Genomic DNA, 21,594 nt, shown 5'->3' with positions numbered 1-21,594 from the left:
CGGTTCAGGCAGGTGAGGCTGCCCGCGGCGGCACCAGGATGATCAGCCCGCCGATCAGGACCAGCACCGCCAGACAGCCAAAGGCCAGGGCGTAACCGCTGAACGCCAGCAGCAGGCTGAATGCGGCCGGCCCCACGACCAGCCCGAAATAGGTGAAGAAGACCGTCGCCGCGGTGGCGGACGCGATCTGCGCCTCCGGCACCTGTCGCGCGACCTCCGCCAGATAGACGCCGTTCCATCCGGCGGCCCCGGCGCCGCAGAAGACGGCCAGTACCAGCACCAGCCAATAGGGTGTCCCCGCATCGACCGTCGCCAGCACCGTGACCGACACCGCCGTGACGATGCCGAAGCTGGCCAGTATGAGGCGCGACTGTCCCAGCCGGTCATTGAGCCATCCCGCGATCATGCGCACGGTGAAACTGCTGATCTGCATGGCGGAGAAGGCCGCACCTGCCGCGACCAGCGACATGGCCGCCCGCTCGGTCAGGAAGATCACCAGAAAGGTTCCCAGGATCATCTGACCGGCACCATAGGTGAAGGACATCAGGGCGATGCGGACCAGCATCGGGTGACCGCGGACCACGGCAATCGGGACCAGATCGGCCAGACGCATCGGGGCGCGGGCGGGGGCACCGGCGATGACATCCAGGTCCAGACGCGAACGCCAGGGCTGCGCCACGACAGCGGTCAGGAACCCGATCCCGATGATGACCGACAGGGCGGCCTGCCAGCCGTGTTCCGCCTCGACCAGCGGGATCAGGACACCGACTAGCGCACCACCTGCCGGTACACCGGACTGCTTGATGGAGAAGATCAGGCTGCGCCGGGCCGGATGCGTGTGCCGTGACAGCAGATACGAACCGCCGGGCGCATTCGGGCCGTATCCGATACCGATGAAGACAGCGGCCAGCAGCGCCAGCGCGGGCACCCCCGCAAACAGCACCGCAAGCGCCAGACTGGACAGCAGCACACCGGCCTGGATCAGCCGCACCGGGCCATGGCGGGTCAGCAGGAAGGCCGCGACGGAGGTGCCGAACATGGCACCGGCAAAGGTCAGGGCACCGAAGATGCCCAGCCCGGATTCGTCCAGGCCCAGTCCGGGTGGCAGTGCGGGTGCAACGACTGCGGTTGCGCTGAACATGGCCGCCGCAACGATCTGCAGCCCCAGGGTCGCGCCAAGCGCGGTCGCCGGGCGTCGCTGGTAGGTCGGGCGGGCCGGATCACTCACGCAGCATCACGCTGCCGCACAATCTCTTCCTCGAAATCCGGCAGCCGGTCCTTGCCGAAGTACATCTCGGAACCGGCGAAGAAGGTCGGACTGCCGAAATTTCCGCGATCGGCCGATGCGCTGGTGTTCTCCATCAGCTTGTCCTTGATCGACTGTTCCTGGGTGGCGGCAGCAATTGCAGCGCCATCGAGACCGGCCTTGTCCAGGGCGGCGACCATCACCGACGGGTCATCCATCTTCTGCCCGTCCTCCCACATCGCACGGAATACCGCGTCGATGTAGGCCGGCCCGAAACCATCGCGTTGCGCCACCAGTGCGCCCCGCATGATGGCCACCGTGTTTACCGGAAAATGCGGGTTCATCGTGAAGCGGTCGAGGGCATGGCGGCGGATGAAACGCTGCATCTCAAGCTGCCCGTACTCGCTCTTGTTCCGCACGCCCTTGTTCCATTCCATCGGCGACTTGTTGCCGGTGAGCTTGAACAGGCCACCCAGCAGTACCGGCACATGGACAATCGGCACCCCCGTGCGTTCCGTTATCCCGGGAAGCACGCAGTGCGCCAGATAGGCGTTGGGACTGCCGAAATCGAAATGAAACTCTGCCGCAGGCATGGCTACCTCCCCCACCGGTCGCTCGTGAACTTGACGTTCACGTTCATCCTGCCGCGCAGCTTCACCCCTCGCGCCAGCGTGCGTCAATGATGCTTCGCCGCATGGCAGGGGCAAACCTGTCGCAAAGACACATTCCGATGCCGCGTTCGTCTGGAAATTGCCGCATTCGCCCTCTATGTTGCGCACATGCTCAGGAACAGCCTCATATCCGCGGCGCTGCTTGCCGCACTGGTCGCATTCTCCGGCGTACTGCCCGGCGATGCCCACGCCCAGGCCGCACCGCAGAAGATCGGTGACTATCGCGACTGGTCCGCCTGGATCTATCGCGATGGCGAACAGCAGATCTGTTTCGTCACCTCCTCGCCGAAGACAACCCTGCCGAAGGGTGTGAACCGTGGCGCGATCCGTTTCAACGTGGCCCACCGTCCGACGGACGGGGTGGAGAACGAGATCAGCATGATCGTCGGCTATCCCTTCGCCCCGAACCGGGAGGCCGTGGCCAGGATCGGCAGCACGGAGATCGGCATGCAGACCGACGGCGAACGCGCCTGGTCGCTGGACCCGCGCGATGACAGCCAGATGGTCTCCGCCATGAAGGCCGGGCTGGACATGGTGATCACCGGCTTTTCCAAGCGTGGCACCAAGACCACCGACACCTATTCCCTGCTCGGCTTCACCGCCGCCATGAACGCCATAGACAAGGCTTGCCCGTGACCGATCTCGCCATCCAGCCGGAAGTGCGCGCGACCGACCGTCCCTTTGCGGCGGGGTTCGACGGTCGGGTCAACCTGATCGGCCTCAACCGCCAGGAGATGGCTGACGCCCTGCTGGATGCGGGGGAGCGCCCGGACAAGGTCAGGATGCGGGCGGGACAGCTTTTCCACTGGATCTACGAGCGTGGTGCGCGCGACTTCGACGCCATGACCTCAATCTCCAAGGCCTGGCGCGCCGATCTGGCAGACCGCTTCGTTGTCGGACGCCCCGACATCAGCGTGGCCCAGCAGTCCAGCGACGGCACCCGCAAGTGGCTGATGCGGTTTCCCGACGGGCATGAGGCTGAGGCCGTGCATATTCCGGAGGCTGATCGCGGCGCGCTCTGTGTCTCCAGCCAGGTCGGCTGCACGCTGACCTGCAGTTTTTGCCACACCGGCACCCAGAAGCTGGTGCGCAACCTGACACCGGGGGAGATCGTCGTGCAGGTGATGATCGCCCGTGATGCGCTGGCCGAATGGCCCAGCCCCCGCGACGGCAACCGCCAGCTCTCCAACATCGTCATGATGGGGATGGGGGAGCCACTGCTGAACTACGAAAATGTCTCAAAGGCGCTGAAGATCGTCATGGACGAGCGCGGGATTGCCATTTCCAAGCGGCGGATCACGCTCTCGACCTCCGGTGTCGTGCCGATCATGAAACGCTGCGGCGAAGACCTGCAGGTCAACCTCGCCGTTTCCCTGCACGCCGTGAACGACGAACTGCGCGACGTGCTGGTGCCGATCAACCGCAAGCATCCGCTGAAGGAACTGATCCAGGCCTGCCGCGACTACCCGGCGGCCAACAATGCCCGGCGCATCACTTTCGAATATGTGATGCTGGACGGCATCAACGACAGCCCGGCGGAGGCGCGGGAGCTGGTCCGGCTGATCAGCGGCATTCCCGCCAAGGTGAACCTGATCCCGTTCAACCCGTGGCCCGGCGTTGCCTATTCCTGCTCCAGCCCGAAGGCGATCCGCAAGTTCGCCGAGATCGTCAACGATGCGGGCTATTCCAGCCCGGTGCGGATGCCGCGCGGGCGGGACATCATGGCCGCCTGCGGTCAGCTCAAGACGGAGAGCGAGCGCGGACGCCGGGAGAAGACCGGAACCGCCGCAGCACAATGACGGTGCGCACGGACATCTCCGACCCGGATGTTCGCGCCGCCTTCGAAGCCTTCCCCGACGCGTTTCACCAGCCGCTGCGCGACCTGCGCCAGCTCATCCTGGAAACGGCGAAGGAGGATCCGCGCGTCGGCATCCTTCGGGAAACCCTGAAATGGGGGCAGCCGTCGTGGCTGCCCGCGCGTCCGCGCGTCGGCACGACCATCCGCCTTGGCACCGACCGCCCGGGGGAGCATCTGGCGCTGTTCTTTCATTGCCAGACCAGCGTCATCCGCGACTTCCGCAATGGTCCCGGCAGGGACCTGCGCTTCGACGGCAATCGCGCCATCCTGCTGGACCCGGACAGTCCCCTGCCCCGCGATCTGCTGCGCCTGCCCATCCGCCACGCGCTGACCTATCACCTGAAACCGGTGAAGACGCCGAAGGTCGATCAGTCGGAGCACCAGACCGCAAGTTCATAGCCATCCGGGTCGGTGAACTGGAACCGTCGCCCGCCGGGAAAGGCGAATTCCGGTTTCACGATGGTTCCGCCGGCATCCGTCACCTGCTTCGCGACAGACTTCAGGTCGTCGCTGTAGAGCACGATCAGCGGCCCGCCGACTGCCACTGTCTCACCGACGGCAAACCCGCCCTTCATGCTGCCGTCAGTGAACTCGCAATAGCTGTCGCCATAGTCCGTGAAGCGCCACCCGAAGGCGGCGGCGTAGAATGCCTTCGTCCGGGCCATGTCCGACACGTTGAACTCGACGTAATTGATGGCGACCGGGGCGCTTGCCGGCATGATCTCTCTCCTGCTCTCGACGAAATGGAACATAAAAGGAACATTTGTCGATGACAATGGCTGAAACCCCGCTCGCTTGACCGCAGGACGCACCAGTGCACGAATGCGGCAAGCGGCGCGAAGAAACCGCCTGTCAGCAAGGTCGGAGGGATGGGGATCACCATGGGCTATGTCACGCATCTGGAATGCAGCGCGACCGGGGAGAAATTCGACCCCAACACGGTTCACAACCTGTCCCCCGCGGGCAAGCCATTGCTGGTCCGCTATGACCTGGAGCGCATGCGGGCGGAGCTGGACCGTGACGCCCAGACGCTCGGGCCGGACGGGCTGTGGAGCTACGCCGCGCTGCTGCCGGTCGATGACCCGGCCCATCGGGTCAGCCTGGGCGAGATCGCGACCCCGCTGCTGCCCCTGCCACGTACCGGCGCCCGTCTCAATGCCGCGCGGCTCTGGACCAAGGACGAGGGGCGGCTGCCCACCGGATCGTTCAAGGCACGCGGCATGGCGCTGGCCGTCTCCATGGCGAAGCGCTTCGGCCTGACCAGGCTGGCGATCCCGACCAATGGCAACGCCGGTGCGGCCATGGCTGCCTATGGCCGGGCGGCGGGGATGGAAGTCTTCGTCTTCTGCCCGGAGGAAACCCCGGACGTGAACGTGCGGGAAATCGCACTGCAGGGGGCAAAGGTCTGGCGGGTGAACGGCCAGATCGACCAGTGCGGCGCGATTGTCCGTGACGGCAAGGAGCGGATGGGCTGGTTCGATGTCTCGACCCTGAAGGAGCCCTACCGGATCGAAGGCAAGAAGACGATGGGACTGGAACTGGCGGAACAGCTCGGCTGGAACGTGCCGGACGCCATCCTCTACCCGACGGGGGGTGGCACGGGCCTGATCGGCATGTGGAAAGCCTTCGATGAATTGGAGGCGCTGGGCTGGATCGGCCCGAAACGCCCGAAGATGATCGCCGTGCAGGCCACCGGCTGCGCGCCCATCGTGCGCGCCTGGCAGGAGGGAACGGAGCACGCGACCCGCTGGGAGAACGCGGCGACAGTGGCCAGCGGCATTCGCGTACCGCAGGCGGTGGGCGATTTCCTGATCCTGCGCGCGGTCCGCGACAGCGGCGGCTTCGCCATCGCCGTGGACGACGATGCGATCATGGCGGCGCAGGCGGATGCCGCGCGCGATGACGGTGTCCTGCTGGGGCCGGAAGGGGCGGCCACGCTGGCCGCTTGGCGGGCGGCGGTCGGGAACGGGCAGCTGGATCCGAAGGCCCACACGGTGCTGTTCAACTGCGGCACACCGCTGAAATACCCCATGCCACCCGTCAGCCGTTCCCTGAACCTGGATGCCATCGACTGGGACGCTATAGCCAGCGCCTGAAACATACCCCATATGAGATTGCATGGCGGCGGGCTAACATGTTCTGCTGATGGGGAACACACGGGGAGAAGCTGTTTCATGGATCTGGCGCTGAAGGGGAAGACCGTTCTGATAACGGGCGGTTCGCGGGGGATAGGCTTTGCCTGTGCGGAAGTATTCGCGCAGGAGGGCGCGCATGTGCACCTGGTATCTGTCGATCCGGGCCGCCTGAAACATGCCGCCGACATCCTCACCCAGACCTATCACTGCAAGGTTGACACGACAGCCGTGGACCTGTCGGACCCTGCCTCCGTGGCCAAGGTCGCGGCGGATTGCCCGGAACCCGACATCCTGATCAACAATGCCGGGGCCATTCCCGGCGGTGACCTGCAGGCGGTGACCGAAGACCGCTGGCGCGAGGCCTGGGACCTGAAGGTCTTCGGCTTCATCAACATGACCCGCGACTACTACGCCCGCTTCAAGGCCCGCGGCTTTGGCACGATCGTCAACGTCATCGGCATGGCGGGGGAGAAGATGGACGCGGTCTATATCGCCGGGTCGACCGGCAATGCCTCCCTGATGGCCTTCACGAAGGCCATGGGCGGGGCCAGCTCGGCGGACAATATCCGCGTCGTTGGCGTCAATCCCGGTGCCATCCTGACCGACCGCATCATCGCCCGCTTCCGCGACACGGCGGAGGCGAAGCTGGGCGACCCGGAACGCTGGGAAGAACTGATGAAGAACCTGCCGCTGGGCCGCGCGGGCACGCCACGGGAAGTCGCCGATACGGTGGCCTTCCTGGCATCCGACCGCGCGAGCTACATCAGCGGCACCATCGTGACCGTCGACTGCGGTCACGCAAACCGAAACACCCTTTTTTGAGCCGGAGACCCTGACATGAAGTTTGGCGTTGGCGCACGTGCCCTCAGAACCGAAGACCAGGACCTGCTGCGGGGCCTGGGCAAGTACACCGATGATGCACAGGTGGAGGGCGCCCTGCGCGGCTTCGTCTTCCGCTCCACCGTGGCCCACGGCATCATCACCAAACTGGATGTCTCCGCCGCGCGCCAGGCCCCCGGCGTGGTCGAGATCCTGACCCGCGACGAGCTGGCGGCCGACAAGGTCGGCAACCTGCTCTGCCTCACCGGCATCAAGAACGAGGACGGGTCCGATCATCCGCGCCCGCCGCGCACGATTCTGGCCACCGACAAGGTCCGCCATGTGGGCGAGCCGGTCGCCTTCATCGTCGCCGAGACACTGGCTCAGGCGCGGGATGCCGCCGACCTGATCGAGCTGGATATCGATGACCTGCCGGTGGCAACCGACACCTACGAGGCGGCGCAGCCCGGCGCGAATCCGGTCTGGGACGACATTCCCGACAATGTCGTGTTCCGTTATGGCAAGGGCGACAAGGACGCCGTCGATGCCGCCTTCGAAAAGGCGGACCGGGTGACGCAGATCCGGCTGATCAACAACCGCCTCGTCTCCAATCCCATGGAGCCCCGCGCGGCCGCCGTGTCCTATGACGAGGCGACGGAGCGTTTCACGGTCTTCATCCCCAGCCAGGGTCCGGCGATGCACTTGCAGATGCTGTCGGGCATGCTGTCGATCCCGATGGAGAAGCTGCGGATGCTGACCGGCAATGTCGGCGGCGGCTTCGGCACGCGGGCGTTCCTCTATCCGGAATCCTGCTTGACGCTCTGGGCGGCGAAGCGGCTGAAGCGTCCTGTGCGCTGGACCGGCGAGCGCTCCGAGATCTTCCTGTCCGACAGCCATGGCCGTGACAATGTCACCATCGCGGAACTGGCCATGGACGAGGACGGCCATTTCCAGGCGATCCGGGCCACGACCTATGCCGCCATGGGCGCCTATCTGGCGAACTTCGGCCCCTTCATCCCGACCGATGCCTGTGCGGGCATGTACACCGGCCTCTACAAGATCCCGCTCTGCCGGCTGACGGTGCTCGGCGTCATGACCAACACGGTGCCGACGGACGCCTATCGCGGTGCGGGGCGACCGGAAGCGGCCTACATGATCGAGCGGCTGGTGGACCGGGTGGCGACGGAGATGGGGCTGACCCCTGACGAGATCCGCCGCCGCAACTTCCCCACCCCGGAGGAGATGCCGCACACGATGGGGCTGGGCGACGTCATCGACTCGGGCGAGTTCACGGCCTGCATGGAAGACGCCATGAAGGCCGCCGACTGGGACGGCTTCGACGCAAGGCGCAAGCAGTCGGAGGCCGCGGGCAAGCTGCGGGGCATCGGCCTCGCCACCTATGTCGAACGCTGCGGCGGCGGCAATGGCATCCCGGCGAAGCTGGCCTTCGACGCCGACGCAGGCAAGGTGCGTATCCTGTCCGGCGCCATGGACAGCGGCCAGGGCCACACCGTTTCCTACAAGCAGATCCTGTCGGAGAAGTTCGGCATCGATGCCGACGACATCCTGGTGGTGCAGGGCGATACCGACCTGACCCCGCCGGGCTTCACCGGTGGCTCCAAGTCGATCCCCGTGGGTGGCGCATCCATCCTGGGTGCCGCCGACAAGACGCTGGAAAAGGGCCGCAAGATCGCGGCACAGATCCTGGAAACGGCTGAGGTGGACATCGAGTATGCCAATGGCCGCTTCACCGTGGCCGGCACCGACCGTGGCATCGACCTGTTCGAGCTGGCGAAGCAGGCACAGGACCCCGCCAACCTGCCGGAAGGCGAGGAGCCGGGCATCGACAGCGAGCATGATCACACCAACACGGCCCCGACCTTCCCCAACGGCTGCCATATCTGCGAGCTGGAGGTCGATGCGGCAACCGGGACCGTGGAGATCCAGAACTACACGGTGGTGGACGACTTCGGCGTGACGCTGAACCCGATGCTGCTGGAGGGCCAGGTGCATGGCGGTATCGTGCAGGGACTGGGTCAGGCCTGGACGGAGCATACCGTGTTCGATCCGGACTCCGGCCAGCTTCTGTCGGGCAGCCTGATGGACTATCAGATGCCCCGCGCGGCGGAGATGCCGAATGTCAACTTCATCACCCGCAATGTGCGCTGCACGACCAACCCGCTGGGCGTGAAGGGTGCAGGTGAGGCCGGAGCCATCGGTGCCCCGCCCGCCTTCGTCAATGCCGTGCTGAACGCCGTGCGGTCGGCCCGGCCGGAGGTGGAACATCTGGACATGCCGCTGACCCCGCTGCGCGTCTGGCACGCCCTGAACGACTGACGACAGCCAGGCGATGACCGAGGAACGGGCCAAGATCGCGGTCGTTGTCCGCGATGATCTGGAGGTATGGCAGAAGCTGAATGTGGTGGCCTTCCTCGCCTCCGGCATCGCCGCGGCGCATCCGGAGACCATCGGTCAGCCCTATGCCGATGCCGACGGACGTGCCTATACCGCGATCTTCGGTCTGCCGGTGCTGATCTACGGAGCGGCGGGCGAGAAGCTGGGGCGCGCGCTCAATCGCGCCAATGAGCGGGGCCTGACAGTCGGTGTCTATGACCGGGGCATGTTCGCCACCGGCAATGACACCGACAATCGCGCTGTCGTCTCAGCCAGGCCGACCGGGGACCTGGATCTGGTCGGCATCGCCGTCCACGGCGGCGCCAAGGAAGTCGACAAGACGCTGAAGGGACTGAAGTTTCACCCCTGAGGCCAGTCGCGACGACTCAGAACTCCACCCCGATCTGTGCCTTCACCCCGTCGCGGAACGGATGTTTCAGCAGGGTCATCTCGGTGGCCAGATCCGCGATCGCCAGCAGTTCCTCCTTCGCGTTGCGGCCCGTGATGACCACATGGGTCATCTCCGGCTTCTCGGTGGTCAGGAACTCCACGATCTCCGCCACGGGAATGTAGTCGTAACGCAGGGCGATGTTCAGTTCGTCCAGCAGCACCATGTGCACCTCAGGATCGCGGATCAGTTCCTTGGCCCGCTCCCAGGCCCTGCGGGCGTTGGCGATGTCGCGCTCCCGGTCCTGGGTCTCCCAGGTGAAACCTTCGCCCATGGTGTCGAAGGTGCAGATGTCGCCGAACCGTTCCTCGATCAGGCGGCGTTCACCGGTTTCCATGCCGCCCTTGATGAACTGCACCACAGCGCAGCGCATGCCATGCGCGATGCAGCGGAAGATCATGCCGAAGGCCGCCGTGGACTTGCCCTTGCCCTTGCCGGTATGGACGACAATCAGCCCCTTCTCCCCCGTCTTGGCCGCCATGATCTTGTCGCGCGCGGCCTTCTTGCGCGCCATCTTCTCGCTGTGGCGTGCGTTGACTTCCTGTTCCTCGGTCATGCTGTCGTCTCCTCTGCCTCGGCCCCGCCATTCCCGCGAATGGCATCCAGTCGTGAGCGTACATCGTTGGCGCGCGGGTGCCACATGCCCCGGTCCACGGCCTCCTGCATCCGGTCGGCGATCTCCCGCAGCGCCGGACGGTTGTTGTCCTCCAGGAACGTCCTGACCTCGTCATCCGCCAGATAGGCGCGCCAGAGCAGGTCGAAGTGGTGATCGCGCACGGCATTGGTCGTGGCGGCGAAGGCGAACAGATAGTCCACCGTCGCAGCGATCTCGAAAGCGCCCTTGTAGCCATGGCGCATGACCCCTTCGAGCCACTTCGGATTGACGGCGCGGGAGCGGACGACGCGTCCGATCTCCTCCTCCAGCGTGCGGATCACCGGGCGTTCGGGGCGGGAGTGGTCGTTGTGATAGACCGTCGGCGCGGCCCCCCTCAGATGCTCGACCGTCGCGCTCAGACCGCCCTCGAACTGGTAATAGTCGTCCGAGTCCAGCAGGTCGTGTTCGCGGTTGTCCTGGTTCTGCACCACCGCCTCCACCTGCGACAGGCGCGTGCGCATCTGGTCCGCCGCGCCCTGCCCGGCGATACCGGCACCATAGGCATGGCTGCCCCAGGCAATGAAGGCGTCGGCCAGATCACCGCGCCCTTCCCAGAGCCGTTCGTCGATCATGGCCTGAAGGCCCGCACCATAGGCGCCGGGCCGCGCGCCGAATATCCGGAACCCGGCGCGGCGTTCCGCCTCCACCGTATCGATTCCGTCAGCCAGCAGGGCATCCCGGTCGCGCCCAAAGGCGGAGGCGAGCGGGTTCATGTCCTCCGGTTCCTGCTCCCGCATCACCGCCCGCACCGCTGAATCAAACAGCTCGATCTGGGTCGGAAAGGCGTCCCGGAAGAAGCCGGAGATACGCAGCGTCACATCCACCCTTGGCCGGTCGAGCACCGTGAGCGGCAGGATCTCGAACCCCGTGACCCGCCGCGAGGCCGGCTCCCACGTCGGGCGGCACCCCAGCAGCGCCAGCGCCTGCGCGATGTCGTCACCGCCCGTCCGCATGTTGGAGGTGCCCCAAGCGGTCAGCGCCATGACGCGCGGCCAGTCGCCATTGTCCTGCAGGTGTCGCTCGATCAGCCGGTTGGCCGACTTCCAGCCCAGCGTCCAGGCGGTCTGTGTCGGCATGGCGCGGCTGTCGATGGAGAAGAAATTGCGCCCGGTGGGCAGCGTGTCCGGCCGCCCCCGTGTGGGCGCGCCGGAAGGTCCGGGCGGAACGAAACGCCCCGACAGCCCGGTCAGCAGGCCGGAGAGCTCCGCCGGGCCACAATGGTCGAGATCCGGTGCCAGGCGTTCATGGATCGCCGCCAGGACTTCCGCGCTTGCCGGACCCGGCGGGGAAGTGGCTTCCGGCTGTTCAAGCAGGTTGATGGCCAGCAGTTCCAGACGCTCAAGCGTGTCGCCGACCGTGCGCCAGTTCTGTTCATCCACCGCCGCAAGCACCGCAGGCCGCGCGCCGTCCCACACCTCGCCCATGGTGCAGTCCAGCGGGTCGAAGCCCAGCCCGAGGTCATCTGCCATCGCCCGCAACAGCGACCCGTTGCCGGACCCGCTGCCGCCCCTTGGCACCCGTGCCAGCGCCAGCAGCAGATCCCGCCGCTGCCGCGCCACGGGGGAGACCCCGAAGATGTGCAGACCGTCGCGGATCTGCGCTTCCTTCAGCTCGCAGAGATAGTTGTCCAGCTTGGCGAAGGCCGCGTCCTCGTCATCATCGTCGGTGATCGACGCATCCGCGCCCAGATTCTCCGCCGCCACCAGCGACAGGATCTCCCGCCGCAGCAGGTCCAGCCGCCGCCGGTCCAGCCCGGCAGCGTCGTAGTACTCATCGACCAGTGCCTCCAGGTCCCGCAGCGCGCCATAGGTTTCAGCCCGGGTCATCGGCGGTGTCAGATGGTCGATGATGACGGCCTGCGCCCGGCGCTTGGCCTGCGTCCCCTCCCCCGGATCATTGACGATGAAGGGGTAGAGATGCGGCAGTGGCCCCAGCGCCACCTCCGGGAAGCAGGCATCGGACAGGGCCAGCGCCTTGCCCGGCAGCCACTCCAGATTGCCGTGCTTGCCCAGATGGACGACGGCCTGTGCGCCGAATGTTTCACGCAGCCAGAGATAGAACGCCAGATAGCCGTGCGGCGGCGGCAGGTCAGGGCTGTGATAGGTCTCCTTGGGGTCGATCTGGTAGCCACGGGCGGGCTGGATACCGACAACCACCTGGCCGAAGCTCAGGACAGACAGCACGAAGCCGCCCCGCGCCGGATCATGAAACGGATCGCTTTCCGGCGTGCCCCAGCGTTCGGTCACGGTCGTCCGGACCGCATCCGGCAGGGCCGCGAACCAGGTCGCATAGGCTTCTGTCGGCAGCACGACACCGCCGCTCCGGCTGGCCCGGTCGGTCAGCCAGTTGGTGGGTCCGGCCAGAATCCGTTCCATCAGCGCGGCACCGTCGCCGGGTGCGCCTTCGACCGAATAGCCCTCTTCTTCCAGCGCCCGCAGCACACTGATCGCGCTGGCCGGGGTGTCAAGACCGACGCCATTGGCCAGTCGCCCGTCCCGGTTGGGATAGTTCGCCAGCACCAGCGCCAGCTTGCGCTCGGGCGCGGAGGTGCGGCGCAACCTGATCCAGTTCGCGGCGAGCCGGGCGACGAAGGCAACCCGGTCCGGCACCGGTTCGGGACGCACGATGGCGCACTGCACCGCCGGATCGAACGACGCCTCCGCCTTGAAGGCGATGGCGCGGGTCAGGATACGGCCATCCACCTCCGGCAGGGCCACATGCATCGCCACATCGCGGGCACCCAGTCCCTGCATGGACTCCTGCCAGACCGCTGCCGTGCTGGCCCCTGAAACAAGTTGGAGCACCGGGCAGTCCGCCTGATCCAGTACCGTGCCGGGCATGGCAGCGGAGCCGTCAGCCTCCCCCGGCTTGCCGACCGCGAAGGCCGTCAGGTTCAGCACCACATCCGGCACTGCCTCCGCCATGACCGCGCTCAGGATGGCGTTGGAGCCTGCGTCCTTCAGGCTTGAAACGAAGACCGGAACGGCGGCCACGCCCTCCGCATCCAGTGCCGCAATCAGCGCATCGACCGGTGCCATGGCACCGCCCTGCACATTGGCGCGGTAGAAGGTGATCAGCGCGCGGGGGCGTGCATCCTCCGCCGGGGCGATGTCCGACAGCGACGGCGCATCCCGGCCCGGCCAGTAGAGTCCGGCGCGCAGCAGGGGCCGCGCCGGTTCCGGCAGTTCGCCGCCATCGAGGATCGCGCGGCAGGCGCGCAGGAAATTGCGGCTGTTGCCCGGCCCGCCCTCTGCCAGCCAGCCCCAGAGGGCGTCGCGCACCTCCGGCTCGATCGTGGAGACTGCGGCCAGATCGGCGTCCGGCTTCTCGTCCCCCGGAAGCGCCACGAGGGGGATGCCGTTCCGGCGACAGGTGCGGGCGATTTCCTCGATGGCGTAGGACCAGTAGCCGACGCCGCCGAGGAACCGGCCCACGACCAGCCTCGCCCCCGCGACGGTCTTCTCCGCATAGAGATCGACCGACATGGGATGTTTCAGGAATCCCAGCGCCGCCAGCCGCAGTCCGGGCGCTTCATCGCCCAGTTCGGCACGTGCCGTGGCCAGCGCCGCGATCTCGGTGTCCGCCGCAGTGAGAACCAGCACGTCCGCCGGTTCCTGCGCCAGATCGACGGCTTCCTCGCCGTCCTCGATCGCTCCCGGCTGGGCCTGAAGCAGATGCATGGCTCAGATGGCCGACTGCTGCAGTGCCCCGGTGATCCGCGCCTGATCCAGACCCTTCTCGCCGATCACGACCAGACGGGTGCAACGTGTTTCATCGGCGCGCCACGGGCGGTCGAAATAATGATCGATGCGCGGCCCCACGGCCTGGATCACCATGCGCATCGGCTTGCCCGAAACGGCAACGAAGCCCTTCAGGCGCAGCACGTTCTCTGCCGCCAGCATGGCCGAGACGCTGGCGGAGAAGGCCGCCGGGTCGGTGATCTGCGGCAGGTCCACATGGAAGCTGTCGAAATCATCGTGGTCATGATCAATCTCGCCCGCACGCTCGTGATGCGTCGGGCGGTTGGCGATGTCATCCTCCGCCCCGATCCCGAGACCGATGAGGGCCGAGGCAGGCAGCGCCCCCTGTATCGCCGAGACCACAGGCACACCGGCGCGGACGTCGGGACGAATGAATTCGCGCACGATGTCCAGCCCGCCATCGCCCAGCAGATCGGTCTTGTTGACGATGATCAGGTCGGCACAGCCAAGCTGATCCTCGAACAGTTCCGACATGGGGGTCTCGTGATCCAGGTTCTCGTCGGCCTGGCGCTGGGCGTCCAGCGCCGCCTCATCGTGGGCGAACCGTCCGGCGGCGACGGCGGCACCGTCAACCACGGTCACCACCCCGTCCACCGTCACGCGGGTACGGATGTCGGGCCAGTTGAAGGCTTTCACCAGCGGCTGCGGCAGGGCGAGGCCAGACGTCTCGATGACGATATGGTCGGGCGGATTGTCCCGGTCCAGCAGGGCCGTCATGGTCGGCACGAAGTCGTCGGCGACGGTGCAGCAGATACAGCCATTGGCCAGTTCCACCACATCATCCTCCGAGCAGGTTTCCTCCCCGCAGCCCTTCAGCACTTCGCCATCGACGCCAAGATCACCGAACTCGTTGATGATCAGGGCGATGCGCCGCCCCCCGGCGTTCTGCAGCAGGTGCCGGATCAGCGTGGTCTTGCCCGCGCCGAGGAAGCCCGTCACCACGGTCGCGGGAATCCGGGATGTCCCCAGCTTGTTTACCGTCTGTGTCATCAGTTGCCTTCCCCTTGTGCCGCATGATCCATGCGTTGCCAGATGTTGCCCGCAATCGCGCCCAGTACACACCAGAAGGCCGCGGCCATGGCCAGTGAGGCGGTGGCGAACTGCGCCGCCAGTTCCGGCGGCACGCCACTGCCGCCGCCATGATGCGGATGCGGCGCGCCGATCGCGTGCGGAATGATCAGGGCGATGATGCCGACGCCCATCAGCACCTGCCGGTCCGACAGGAAGATGAGCCAGAGTCCCAGTCCGGTCAGCACGACCGTCAGCAACCACCAGATCTGACGGGCCTGCACCTCCGCCGCCAGCATGCCCGGCAGTTCCGGCGGCAGACCGAGGCCCGGAGCCAGCGCGGTGGTGACAAAGCCTGCCGCGCCCCAGAGCACCCCCCGGCGCGCCGTCATGCGCCGCCCGCTGAAAGCGATCAGCGCGACCAGCACGAAGGCATAGCCCAGGCCGATCAGGACGGTCATCAGGGAGGTATAGAAGATGCGTTCAATGCTGTCCTCTGGCATCCAGCCGTCACCATGGTCATGTCCGCCATGGCCGCCCTCCGCAGGCGCGGCGGCACCATGGCCATTAGCTCCGTGGCCATCGGTTCCGTGGTCATGGGATCCATGGTCGTGGCTGCCGTGATCGTGCCCGTCACCATGTGCTGCAGGCGCGCCGCCGCCCTCAAAGGCCTCGGCGGCGACCACCAAAGGGACTGTGACCGCCTGCTGCAGCACAGCGGCGACAAGTCCGGCGAGCACCCCTGCAATCAGGGCGCACGCGAATATGCGCTTGAACATTCCGTATCAGCGATGATCGGTCAGTGACACGGCATCGCGAAGCTGTGGCGGCCATCATGCGCCGCATTGTGCAGGGTGTCCGACTGGGCCATGCCCGCCGCGAACACCAGGAACGTGCCGAGCAGCAGCGCCGTCACCACGGCAGGCAGCGCAGCCATGCGCACACCGGTCGAGCCAGCTTCTGCGGAATGATCCATCGTCTGGTTGAATTCGTTCATCGTCTTGTTCTCCCTGTCGCCCCGCCGGCGACCATAGCGGGTTTCAAACTTGCGGGCGGCAGGTTTCCTGGCTCACGTCTTGGGCGGCTGTCCGGCCTTCCCGGCCAATCGGGGCCAGTGGCATGTTCGAACATCCTCGACGCATACAGTTGCGGGGGCAGCCACGGACTTGGTCCCTGATGGGTACGCCGAACCGTGTTCCCTTTTCTCATCCGCCCTTCCCTTGTAGGTCAGACGGAACCGTCACGCAGGATCGACCTTACAGTTGCCCCCTTGCAGGCGCAACAATGCGATCAGGGTTTCACCGGGCACACGCCGTATTGCGACTCCCCGGTGGCCATGGTCAAGATGCGCCCCGAATGATGATCCGGAGCGGCATTGATGAAACCCGATACCCTCGACCACCTGCGCGGGCTGATCGCCGACCTGCCACCGTCAGATGACGCGTCAGCGCGGGACGCCGCCGCACGACAGGACAATCTGGTGAAACCCGCGGGATCACTCGGCCGGCTGGAGGAAATCGCGGTCCACATGGCCCGCTGGCAGGGGACGGCGCGCCCCGCCATGGACCGCGCCCGCACCATCATCTTTGCCGGCAGCCATGGCATGACGAAGCATGGTGTGTCCGCGTTCCCCGACGAGGTGAATGCCCAGATGCTGGCCGGGTTCGGCGCGGGATTCGCAGCGATCTGCCAGTTGACCCAGGCTTTCGGGGCGGAACTCTCAGTGGTGGATTGCGGCATCGCGACACCGACAGCCGACTTCACCACGCAGCCCGCGATGGATGAGAGCGCCTTCCTGGCAGCGGTCGCCATGGGCATGGACGCGGTGCGCGGGACGGAGGATCTGCTGGTCTTCGGCGAGATGGGTATCGGCAACACGACCGCTGCCGCCGCCGTCGCGCTGGCCCTGTTCGGTGGGGAGGCACGAGACTGGGTCGGACCCGGTACCGGCGTCGACGATGCGGGCATCGCGCGCAAGGCCGACGTGATCGCGCGCGCCCGGGCCATCCATGGGGCTGACCTGGACGATCCCCTGCTGGCGCTGTCCCATGTCGGCGGGCGGGAGCTGGCGGCGATCTTCGGTGCCTGTCTGGCGGCGCGGCGGCACCGGATACCGGTCCTGCTGGACGGCTTCATCGTCACCTCCGCCGTTGCCCCGCTGCACCGTATCGCAGGCGCGGACGGGCTGGCCCATACGCTGGCGGCCCACCAGTCGGGCGAACCGGGTCATCAGCGGCTGCTGGCAAGGCTGGGCCTGGACCCCCTGCTCGCGCTGGGCATGCGGCTGGGTGAAGGATCCGGCGCGGCGACGGCGCTCGGGCTCGTCCGCGCGGCACTTGCCTGCCACAATGGCATGGCCACCTTTGCCGAGGCCGCCGTGGCCGGCAGCAAGCAGGATACCTGATGCCGTGAGCGGCTATCGCACCATCCTTGGCCCCGACGCCGCCCTGCCGTGGACAACGCTGGTGCTGGGTGGCGCACGGTCGGGGAAGAGCCGACTGGGCGAGCGGCTGGCGCGTGATCACGCCGGAGAGACAACACCGGTCTATCTGGCGACGGCTGAGGCCTTCGACAGCGAGATGCGGTTGCGCATCGAACAGCACAAGGCTGACCGGGGGCCTGACTGGGTCACGGTGGAAGCCCCACGCGATCTGCCGGACCAACTGGAAGCCTGTGGCGATCGGCCCGTGCTGGTGGACTGCCTGACTCTGTGGCTGAGCAATCTGATGCTGGCGGACATCGCGCCGGATGCGGAGATCGCCAGCCTGATCGACGTGCTGGCCGAACGCACGGCCCCGACAGTGCTGGTCTCCAACGAGGTCGGGCTTGGTCTGGTGCCGGAAACCCCGCTGGGGCGGCAGTTCCGCGACTGGCAGGGGCTGGCCAACCAGCGGGTGGCACTCAGCGCCGATTGCGTGCTGTTCGTCGCTGCCGGACTTCCGCTGGTCATGAAGCGGCCCGACTGATGCGCGAGGTGCTCGCCAGGCTCAACCTCGACCTGGCCATTGCGCTGGGCTGGCTGACCCGCCTGCCGACGCGCTTTCCCGATGCCGCCGCCGACCGCAAGCTGGCACAGGCGCTATGGGCCTTTCCCGTCGTCGGTGCGGTGCTGGCCGCGGCACTGGCCACGACCTTCGCGGCCATGGTCGGACTGGGAGCGAACGGCCTGCTGGCCGCGGCGGTGGCCGTGACCCTGTCCGTGCTGCTGACCGGTGCGCTGCACGAGGACGGGCTGGCCGACATGCTGGACGGGCTGGGCGCGCGGGGCGGCCGGGAGGCCCGCCTCGCCGCCATGCGCGACAGCCGCATCGGCACCTATGGCACGCTGGGACTGATCCTCTTCCTGCTGATCCGTGTCGCGGCACTTTCCTCTCTCGACGTGCTGGACGCGCTGGCGGCACTGCTGGCCGCGCTCGCGCTGGGCCGTGCCGGCATGGCGGTGGTCATGGCGCGCCTGCCGCTCGCCCGAGCCGATGGCGCTGCGGCTGGGGCCGGCAAGGCCGCTGACAGCGACATGCGCAAGTCATGCGCCATGGGGCTGCTGATCGCCCTGTTCGCCAGTGTCATTGGCGGCGTCCCGATCATCCAGTTGCTGCTGGCTGTCGCGCTGGCCATTGCCGTGGTGCTGGCCATGACGGAGGTCGCGCGGCGCACCTTCGGCGGTTACACCGGGGACGTGCTGGGTGCGACCTGCATGGCAGTCGAGACCACGGTCCTGCTGGCATGGAGCATGGGCGCGGGCTAGGCTTGAACCATGTGACAACCTGGGGAGGACAGCATGACAGGACGGCTTGAGGGGCGCGCGGCAATCGTGACCGGCGCGGGCAGCGGCATCGGACAGGCAACGGCAGACCTTTTCGCCCGCGAAGGCGCGATGGTGCTGGCCGTCGATCTGCCCGGCAAGGGCCTGGCGGAGGCCCATGACCACGCCTATGTCACGCCGTTCGAGGCGGACGTGGCGGCCGATGGGGCCGCGGAACGGATCATCGGCAAGGCCATCGAGTGCTTCGGCAAGCTGGACATTCTCTACAACAATGCGGGTGTCAGCCGGAACGCGCTGGCGGAGGTCATGACCGACGAGCAGTGGGACATCACCCTCGCCGTGAACCTGACCGGCCCCTACAAGCTGTGCCGCGCCGCGATCCCGTACCTGAAGGAGAGCCCCGCACCGCGCATCATCTCCACCGCATCCGTCATGGCCCGCATGACCGACTACGGTCTGAGCGCCTATTGCGCATCGAAGGCCGGTGTTGCCGGCATGACCCGCACCCTGGCGCTGGAGCTCGGCAAGTTCGGCATCACCTGCAACTACATTGAACCCGGCGCCATCCATACCGGCATGACCGGTGCCAGCTTTGCCGACGAGAACATCGCCACCATCTGGGCCAAGAAGGCGGCGCTGCGGCGGTTGGGGCAACCCATCGACATTGCCCGTGGTGCCCTGTTCCTCGCCTCCGACGATGCGGGCTTCGTGTCGGGCCATGGCCTGACCGTCGACGGCGGGCTGACCCTGCGCACATGAAACCGCGACGGAAGGGGGAGAAGACAGCACCGCCTGCTGAATTCTTCCTCGCTTCCCCCGTGCGGGGGAAGGAGTACGCGGTCGTGCCGGACCGATCCGCATTCATGTGCGGTTCCCCTCCCCTTTTCGTTCCGCTGCCATAGATGTTCTCCACCTGACGCCGTGGAGAAACACCGATGGACCGTCCCTCAAGCGATATTGCCTTCACCCCTGCCGTCAAGGCCGCGCAGGCGCGGCTTGGCTCCCGCGATACATACCGGCGCATGGAGGAGAAGGGTGGTTTCCGCACCGGCCTGACCGAGGACCTGCTGGCCTTCATCGCCGAGCGGGATTCCTTCTATCTCGGCACCGTCAGTTCGGAGGGCCAGCCCTACATCCAGCATCGCGGCGGCCCGAAGGGATTCCTGCGCATGGTCGACGAGACCACGCTTGGCATCGCCGACTTCGGCGGCAACCGCCAGTATGTGACCCTCGGCAATCTGGCTGAAAATCCGAAGGCCTTCATCTTCCTGATGGACTATGCCAACCGCCGCCGCATCAAGATCTGGGGCGAGGCCCGGGTGGTCGAGGACGACCCGGACCTGATGGCCGACCTGACGATGCCGGATTACCCGGCAGGCAAGGTGGAGCGTGTCATCCTGTTTCAGGTCACGGCCTGGGACATCAATTGCCCGCAGCACATCACGCCCCGCCATGACGTCGATGCGTTCGCGGCGGCAAACAGCCAGATACTGCAGCAACTGGCGGATCTGGAGGTCGAGAACGCCGAACTGAAACGCCGCCTGGCCGAAATCGAAGCCTGATCTGCAAGGCTGTTTGCTGTGAGCCTGTATCGGAACACCCGATGCGACATAGCGCCTGCCCGCAAGTTCAGGCTGGAGCAGGTGTGGAGTTTCGGGCAGGAACAGACCCTGCGATCAACCAGACCTGACCAACCCACCAAAGGTGTGATCAGCCATGAGCGTCGTTATCCATCACAACCCTGACTGCGGTACCTCTCGCAACGTTCTGGCCTTCATCAGGCAGGCAGGGGAAGAACCCACCGTTATCCACTACCTTGAAACCGGATGGACCCGGCCGCAGTTGCTGGGACTGTTCGCCGCTGCGGGACTGACACCGCGCAGCGCGCTGCGGATCAGCAAGTCACCGGCTGAAGAGCTCGGCCTGACGGATCCGTCAGTAACCGAGGAGGCCATTCTGGACGCCATGCTGGTTCATCCGGTCCTGGTCAATCGTCCCATTGTCTGCACCCCGAAGGGGGTTGCCCTGTGCCGCCCATCGGAAGCAGTGACGGCGTTGCTCGATCTGCCGCCGGGAACCGTGCTCAGAAAGGAAGATGGCGGGGAGATCACGGTCAATGGCTGACGATCTTCCCAACATCGCGCCCGATTCCCTGCATCGGATCGACACCGCGCAACTGACTGCGCCCGGCGACCCGACACATCCGCCCCGTGTCCTGCTGCTCTATGGTTCGCTGCGGGAACGGTCCTATTCGCGGCTGATGGTGGAAGAGGCGGCGCGGGTGCTGAAGGCACTGGGCGCGGAGCCGCGCATCTTTGACCCTACCGGCCTGCCGCTGGTCGACAGTGTCCCGGACTCCCATCCGAAGGTCCAGGAACTGCGCACGCTTTCGCTCTGGTCGGAGGCGCATGTCTGGTGCTCCCCCGAACGGCACGGCGCCATGACCGGCATCCTGAAGACCCAGATCGACTGGCTGCCACTGGCGCCCATCGGCGGGGTTCGCCCCACGCAGGGGCGCACCCTGGCGGTCATGCAGGTCTGCGGCGGCTCGCAGAGTTTCAACGCCGTGAACCAGATGCGCATTCTGGGGCGCTGGATGCGCATGATCACAATCCCGAACCAGTCCTCGGTCCCGAAGGCCTTCCTGGAGTTCGAGGACGACGGCCGCATGAAACCGTCACCATTCTACAACCGCATGGTGGACGTGATGGAGGAACTGCTGAAGTTCACCTGGCTGACGCGGGGGCGCGCCGCCTATCTGATCGACCGCTACTCGGAACGGGTCGAAAGCGTCGAGGAACTGTCGAAGCGGGTGAACCGGAAGGACGGGTAGCCG

The 21,594-nt window shown here is 66.5% G+C and carries 22 protein-coding genes and 1 riboswitch; of the genes, 14 read left to right on the top strand and 8 right to left on the bottom strand.

Annotated elements, in window-relative coordinates:
* Nucleotides 1–4: 4 nt before the first annotated feature.
* Both QGV55_RS04345 and QGV55_RS04340 read right to left on the bottom strand, forming a co-directional pair.
* Nucleotides 5–1,228, bottom strand: coding sequence for an MFS transporter (locus QGV55_RS04345; RefSeq protein WP_281018076.1), 1,224 nt, complete (start codon nt 1,226–1,228; stop codon nt 5–7).
* Complete coding sequence (locus QGV55_RS04340) at nt 1,225–1,839, bottom strand: 2-hydroxychromene-2-carboxylate isomerase (RefSeq protein WP_281018077.1); 615 nt, start codon at nt 1,837–1,839, stop codon at nt 1,225–1,227. The genes QGV55_RS04345 and QGV55_RS04340 overlap by 4 nt, the downstream gene beginning before the upstream one ends.
* A 186-nt stretch (nt 1,840–2,025) precedes the next feature.
* On the opposite strand from QGV55_RS04340, the gene QGV55_RS04335 reads away from it, so the two are divergent.
* The 3 genes from QGV55_RS04335 to QGV55_RS04325 are packed head-to-tail and all read left to right on the top strand — an operon-like array spanning nt 2,026 to nt 4,174.
* Entirely contained in the window at nt 2,026–2,553 is a 528-nt protein-coding gene (locus QGV55_RS04335; protein WP_281018078.1) for an invasion associated locus B family protein, read from the top strand.
* Between the two features lie 11 nt (nt 2,554–2,564).
* Nucleotides 2,565–3,716 carry a 23S rRNA (adenine(2503)-C(2))-methyltransferase RlmN gene (rlmN, locus tag QGV55_RS04330; RefSeq protein WP_348637650.1) on the top strand — a complete coding sequence of 384 codons (1,152 nt, stop codon included), beginning with the start codon at nt 2,565–2,567 and terminating at the stop codon, nt 3,714–3,716.
* A complete protein-coding gene (locus tag QGV55_RS04325) occupies nt 3,713–4,174 on the top strand; it encodes a DUF1801 domain-containing protein (RefSeq protein ID WP_281018080.1) in 462 nt (153 codons plus the stop codon). Before rlmN ends, QGV55_RS04325 begins: the two co-directional genes overlap by 4 nt.
* On the opposite strand, the gene QGV55_RS04320 is transcribed toward QGV55_RS04325, so the two are convergent.
* A complete protein-coding gene (locus QGV55_RS04320) occupies nt 4,144–4,494 on the bottom strand; it encodes a VOC family protein (protein WP_281018081.1) in 351 nt (116 codons plus the stop codon). The genes QGV55_RS04325 and QGV55_RS04320 overlap by 31 nt on opposite strands.
* Before the next feature lie 162 nt (nt 4,495–4,656).
* On the opposite strand from QGV55_RS04320, the gene QGV55_RS04315 reads away from it, so the two are divergent.
* From QGV55_RS04315 to QGV55_RS04300, 4 genes are all read left to right on the top strand, one after another.
* Nucleotides 4,657–5,871: a threonine synthase gene (locus QGV55_RS04315; RefSeq protein WP_281018082.1), complete on the top strand. Its 1,215-nt coding sequence runs from the start codon at nt 4,657–4,659 to the stop codon at nt 5,869–5,871.
* Between the two features lie 78 nt (nt 5,872–5,949).
* Complete coding sequence (locus tag QGV55_RS04310) at nt 5,950–6,732, top strand: short-chain dehydrogenase/reductase (RefSeq protein WP_281018083.1); 783 nt, start codon at nt 5,950–5,952, stop codon at nt 6,730–6,732.
* Between the two features lie 15 nt (nt 6,733–6,747).
* The gene (locus QGV55_RS04305) at nt 6,748–9,066 is read left to right on the top strand and encodes a xanthine dehydrogenase family protein molybdopterin-binding subunit (RefSeq protein WP_281018084.1); all 2,319 of its coding nucleotides are present in this window, start codon (nt 6,748–6,750) and stop codon (nt 9,064–9,066) included.
* Between the two features lie 13 nt (nt 9,067–9,079).
* Nucleotides 9,080–9,493 carry a DUF2000 domain-containing protein gene (locus QGV55_RS04300; protein WP_281018085.1) on the top strand — a complete coding sequence of 138 codons (414 nt, stop codon included), beginning with the start codon at nt 9,080–9,082 and terminating at the stop codon, nt 9,491–9,493.
* 16 nt (nt 9,494–9,509) lie between these two features.
* Here QGV55_RS04300 and cobO read toward each other — a convergent pair whose 3' ends face one another.
* The 5 genes from cobO to QGV55_RS04275 are packed head-to-tail and all read right to left on the bottom strand — an operon-like array spanning nt 9,510 to nt 15,992.
* Nucleotides 9,510–10,127, bottom strand: a complete 618-nt coding sequence (gene cobO, locus QGV55_RS04295; protein WP_281018086.1) for a cob(I)yrinic acid a,c-diamide adenosyltransferase — start codon at nt 10,125–10,127, stop codon at nt 9,510–9,512.
* Nucleotides 10,124–13,906 (bottom strand): cobaltochelatase subunit CobN, encoded by a 3,783-nt coding sequence (cobN, locus tag QGV55_RS04290; protein ID WP_281018087.1) that lies wholly within the window; start codon nt 13,904–13,906, stop codon nt 10,124–10,126. The genes cobO and cobN overlap by 4 nt, the downstream gene beginning before the upstream one ends.
* A gap of 3 nt (nt 13,907–13,909) precedes the next feature.
* Nucleotides 13,910–14,977, bottom strand: a complete 1,068-nt coding sequence (cobW, locus tag QGV55_RS04285) for a cobalamin biosynthesis protein CobW (protein ID WP_281018088.1) — start codon at nt 14,975–14,977, stop codon at nt 13,910–13,912.
* Entirely contained in the window at nt 14,977–15,774 is a 798-nt protein-coding gene (locus QGV55_RS04280) for a CbtA family protein (protein ID WP_281018089.1), read from the bottom strand. Before QGV55_RS04280 ends, cobW begins: the two co-directional genes overlap by 1 nt.
* 20 nt (nt 15,775–15,794) lie before the next feature.
* Nucleotides 15,795–15,992, bottom strand: coding sequence for a CbtB domain-containing protein (locus QGV55_RS04275; RefSeq protein WP_281018090.1), 198 nt, complete (start codon nt 15,990–15,992; stop codon nt 15,795–15,797).
* Nucleotides 15,993–16,031: 39 nt separating this feature from the next.
* Nucleotides 16,032–16,252, bottom strand: a riboswitch (cobalamin riboswitch).
* A gap of 121 nt (nt 16,253–16,373) precedes the next feature.
* Here QGV55_RS04275 and cobT point away from each other — a divergent pair.
* From cobT to arsH, 7 genes are all read left to right on the top strand, one after another.
* Nucleotides 16,374–17,399 (top strand): nicotinate-nucleotide--dimethylbenzimidazole phosphoribosyltransferase, encoded by a 1,026-nt coding sequence (cobT, locus tag QGV55_RS04270; RefSeq protein WP_281018091.1) that lies wholly within the window; start codon nt 16,374–16,376, stop codon nt 17,397–17,399.
* A 4-nt stretch (nt 17,400–17,403) separates the two neighbouring features.
* Entirely contained in the window at nt 17,404–17,961 is a 558-nt protein-coding gene (cobU, locus tag QGV55_RS04265; RefSeq protein ID WP_281018092.1) for a bifunctional adenosylcobinamide kinase/adenosylcobinamide-phosphate guanylyltransferase, read from the top strand.
* Nucleotides 17,961–18,740 (top strand): adenosylcobinamide-GDP ribazoletransferase, encoded by a 780-nt coding sequence (gene cobS / locus QGV55_RS04260; RefSeq protein WP_281018093.1) that lies wholly within the window; start codon nt 17,961–17,963, stop codon nt 18,738–18,740. Before cobU ends, cobS begins: the two co-directional genes overlap by 1 nt.
* 33 nt (nt 18,741–18,773) lie before the next feature.
* Nucleotides 18,774–19,517, top strand: coding sequence for an SDR family NAD(P)-dependent oxidoreductase (locus QGV55_RS04255; protein ID WP_281018094.1), 744 nt, complete (start codon nt 18,774–18,776; stop codon nt 19,515–19,517).
* 176 nt (nt 19,518–19,693) lie between these two features.
* On the top strand, nt 19,694–20,320 hold the full coding sequence (locus tag QGV55_RS04250; protein ID WP_281018095.1) for a pyridoxamine 5'-phosphate oxidase family protein: 627 nt from the start codon (nt 19,694–19,696) through the stop codon (nt 20,318–20,320).
* 154 nt (nt 20,321–20,474) lie between these two features.
* Nucleotides 20,475–20,882, top strand: coding sequence for an arsenate reductase (glutaredoxin) (arsC, locus tag QGV55_RS04245; RefSeq protein WP_281018096.1), 408 nt, complete (start codon nt 20,475–20,477; stop codon nt 20,880–20,882).
* Nucleotides 20,875–21,591 (top strand): arsenical resistance protein ArsH, encoded by a 717-nt coding sequence (gene arsH / locus QGV55_RS04240; RefSeq protein ID WP_281018097.1) that lies wholly within the window; start codon nt 20,875–20,877, stop codon nt 21,589–21,591. The genes arsC and arsH overlap by 8 nt, the downstream gene beginning before the upstream one ends.
* Nucleotides 21,592–21,594 lie beyond the last annotated feature (3 nt).

Origin of the sequence: Minwuia sp. IMCC3009 (genome assembly GCF_029909415.1) — a bacterium.
GTDB lineage: Bacteria > Pseudomonadota > Alphaproteobacteria > Minwuiales > Minwuiaceae > Minwuia.
This window is presented reverse-complemented; position numbering and strand designations above follow the sequence as displayed.

Coding starts and splice junctions, on each gene's coding strand:
- QGV55_RS04250 (WP_281018095.1), top strand. CDS start 19,694: ATGGACCGTCCCTCAAGCGATATTGCCTTCACCCCTGCCGTCAAGGCC.
- QGV55_RS04315 (WP_281018082.1), top strand. CDS start 4,657: ATGGGCTATGTCACGCATCTGGAATGCAGCGCGACCGGGGAGAAATTC.
- QGV55_RS04340 (WP_281018077.1), bottom strand. CDS start 1,839: ATGCCTGCGGCAGAGTTTCATTTCGATTTCGGCAGTCCCAACGCCTAT.
- cobO (WP_281018086.1), bottom strand. CDS start 10,127: ATGACCGAGGAACAGGAAGTCAACGCACGCCACAGCGAGAAGATGGCG.
- QGV55_RS04305 (WP_281018084.1), top strand. CDS start 6,748: ATGAAGTTTGGCGTTGGCGCACGTGCCCTCAGAACCGAAGACCAGGAC.
- cobS (WP_281018093.1), top strand. CDS start 17,961: ATGCGCGAGGTGCTCGCCAGGCTCAACCTCGACCTGGCCATTGCGCTG.
- QGV55_RS04320 (WP_281018081.1), bottom strand. CDS start 4,494: ATGCCGGCAAGCGCCCCGGTCGCCATCAATTACGTCGAGTTCAACGTG.
- QGV55_RS04300 (WP_281018085.1), top strand. CDS start 9,080: ATGACCGAGGAACGGGCCAAGATCGCGGTCGTTGTCCGCGATGATCTG.
- QGV55_RS04275 (WP_281018090.1), bottom strand. CDS start 15,992: ATGAACGAATTCAACCAGACGATGGATCATTCCGCAGAAGCTGGCTCG.
- arsH (WP_281018097.1), top strand. CDS start 20,875: ATGGCTGACGATCTTCCCAACATCGCGCCCGATTCCCTGCATCGGATC.
- QGV55_RS04325 (WP_281018080.1), top strand. CDS start 3,713: ATGACGGTGCGCACGGACATCTCCGACCCGGATGTTCGCGCCGCCTTC.
- cobT (WP_281018091.1), top strand. CDS start 16,374: ATGAAACCCGATACCCTCGACCACCTGCGCGGGCTGATCGCCGACCTG.
- cobN (WP_281018087.1), bottom strand. CDS start 13,906: ATGCATCTGCTTCAGGCCCAGCCGGGAGCGATCGAGGACGGCGAGGAA.
- QGV55_RS04335 (WP_281018078.1), top strand. CDS start 2,026: ATGCTCAGGAACAGCCTCATATCCGCGGCGCTGCTTGCCGCACTGGTC.
- QGV55_RS04310 (WP_281018083.1), top strand. CDS start 5,950: ATGGATCTGGCGCTGAAGGGGAAGACCGTTCTGATAACGGGCGGTTCG.
- QGV55_RS04280 (WP_281018089.1), bottom strand. CDS start 15,774: ATGTTCAAGCGCATATTCGCGTGCGCCCTGATTGCAGGGGTGCTCGCC.
- QGV55_RS04255 (WP_281018094.1), top strand. CDS start 18,774: ATGACAGGACGGCTTGAGGGGCGCGCGGCAATCGTGACCGGCGCGGGC.
- arsC (WP_281018096.1), top strand. CDS start 20,475: ATGAGCGTCGTTATCCATCACAACCCTGACTGCGGTACCTCTCGCAAC.
- cobW (WP_281018088.1), bottom strand. CDS start 14,977: ATGACACAGACGGTAAACAAGCTGGGGACATCCCGGATTCCCGCGACC.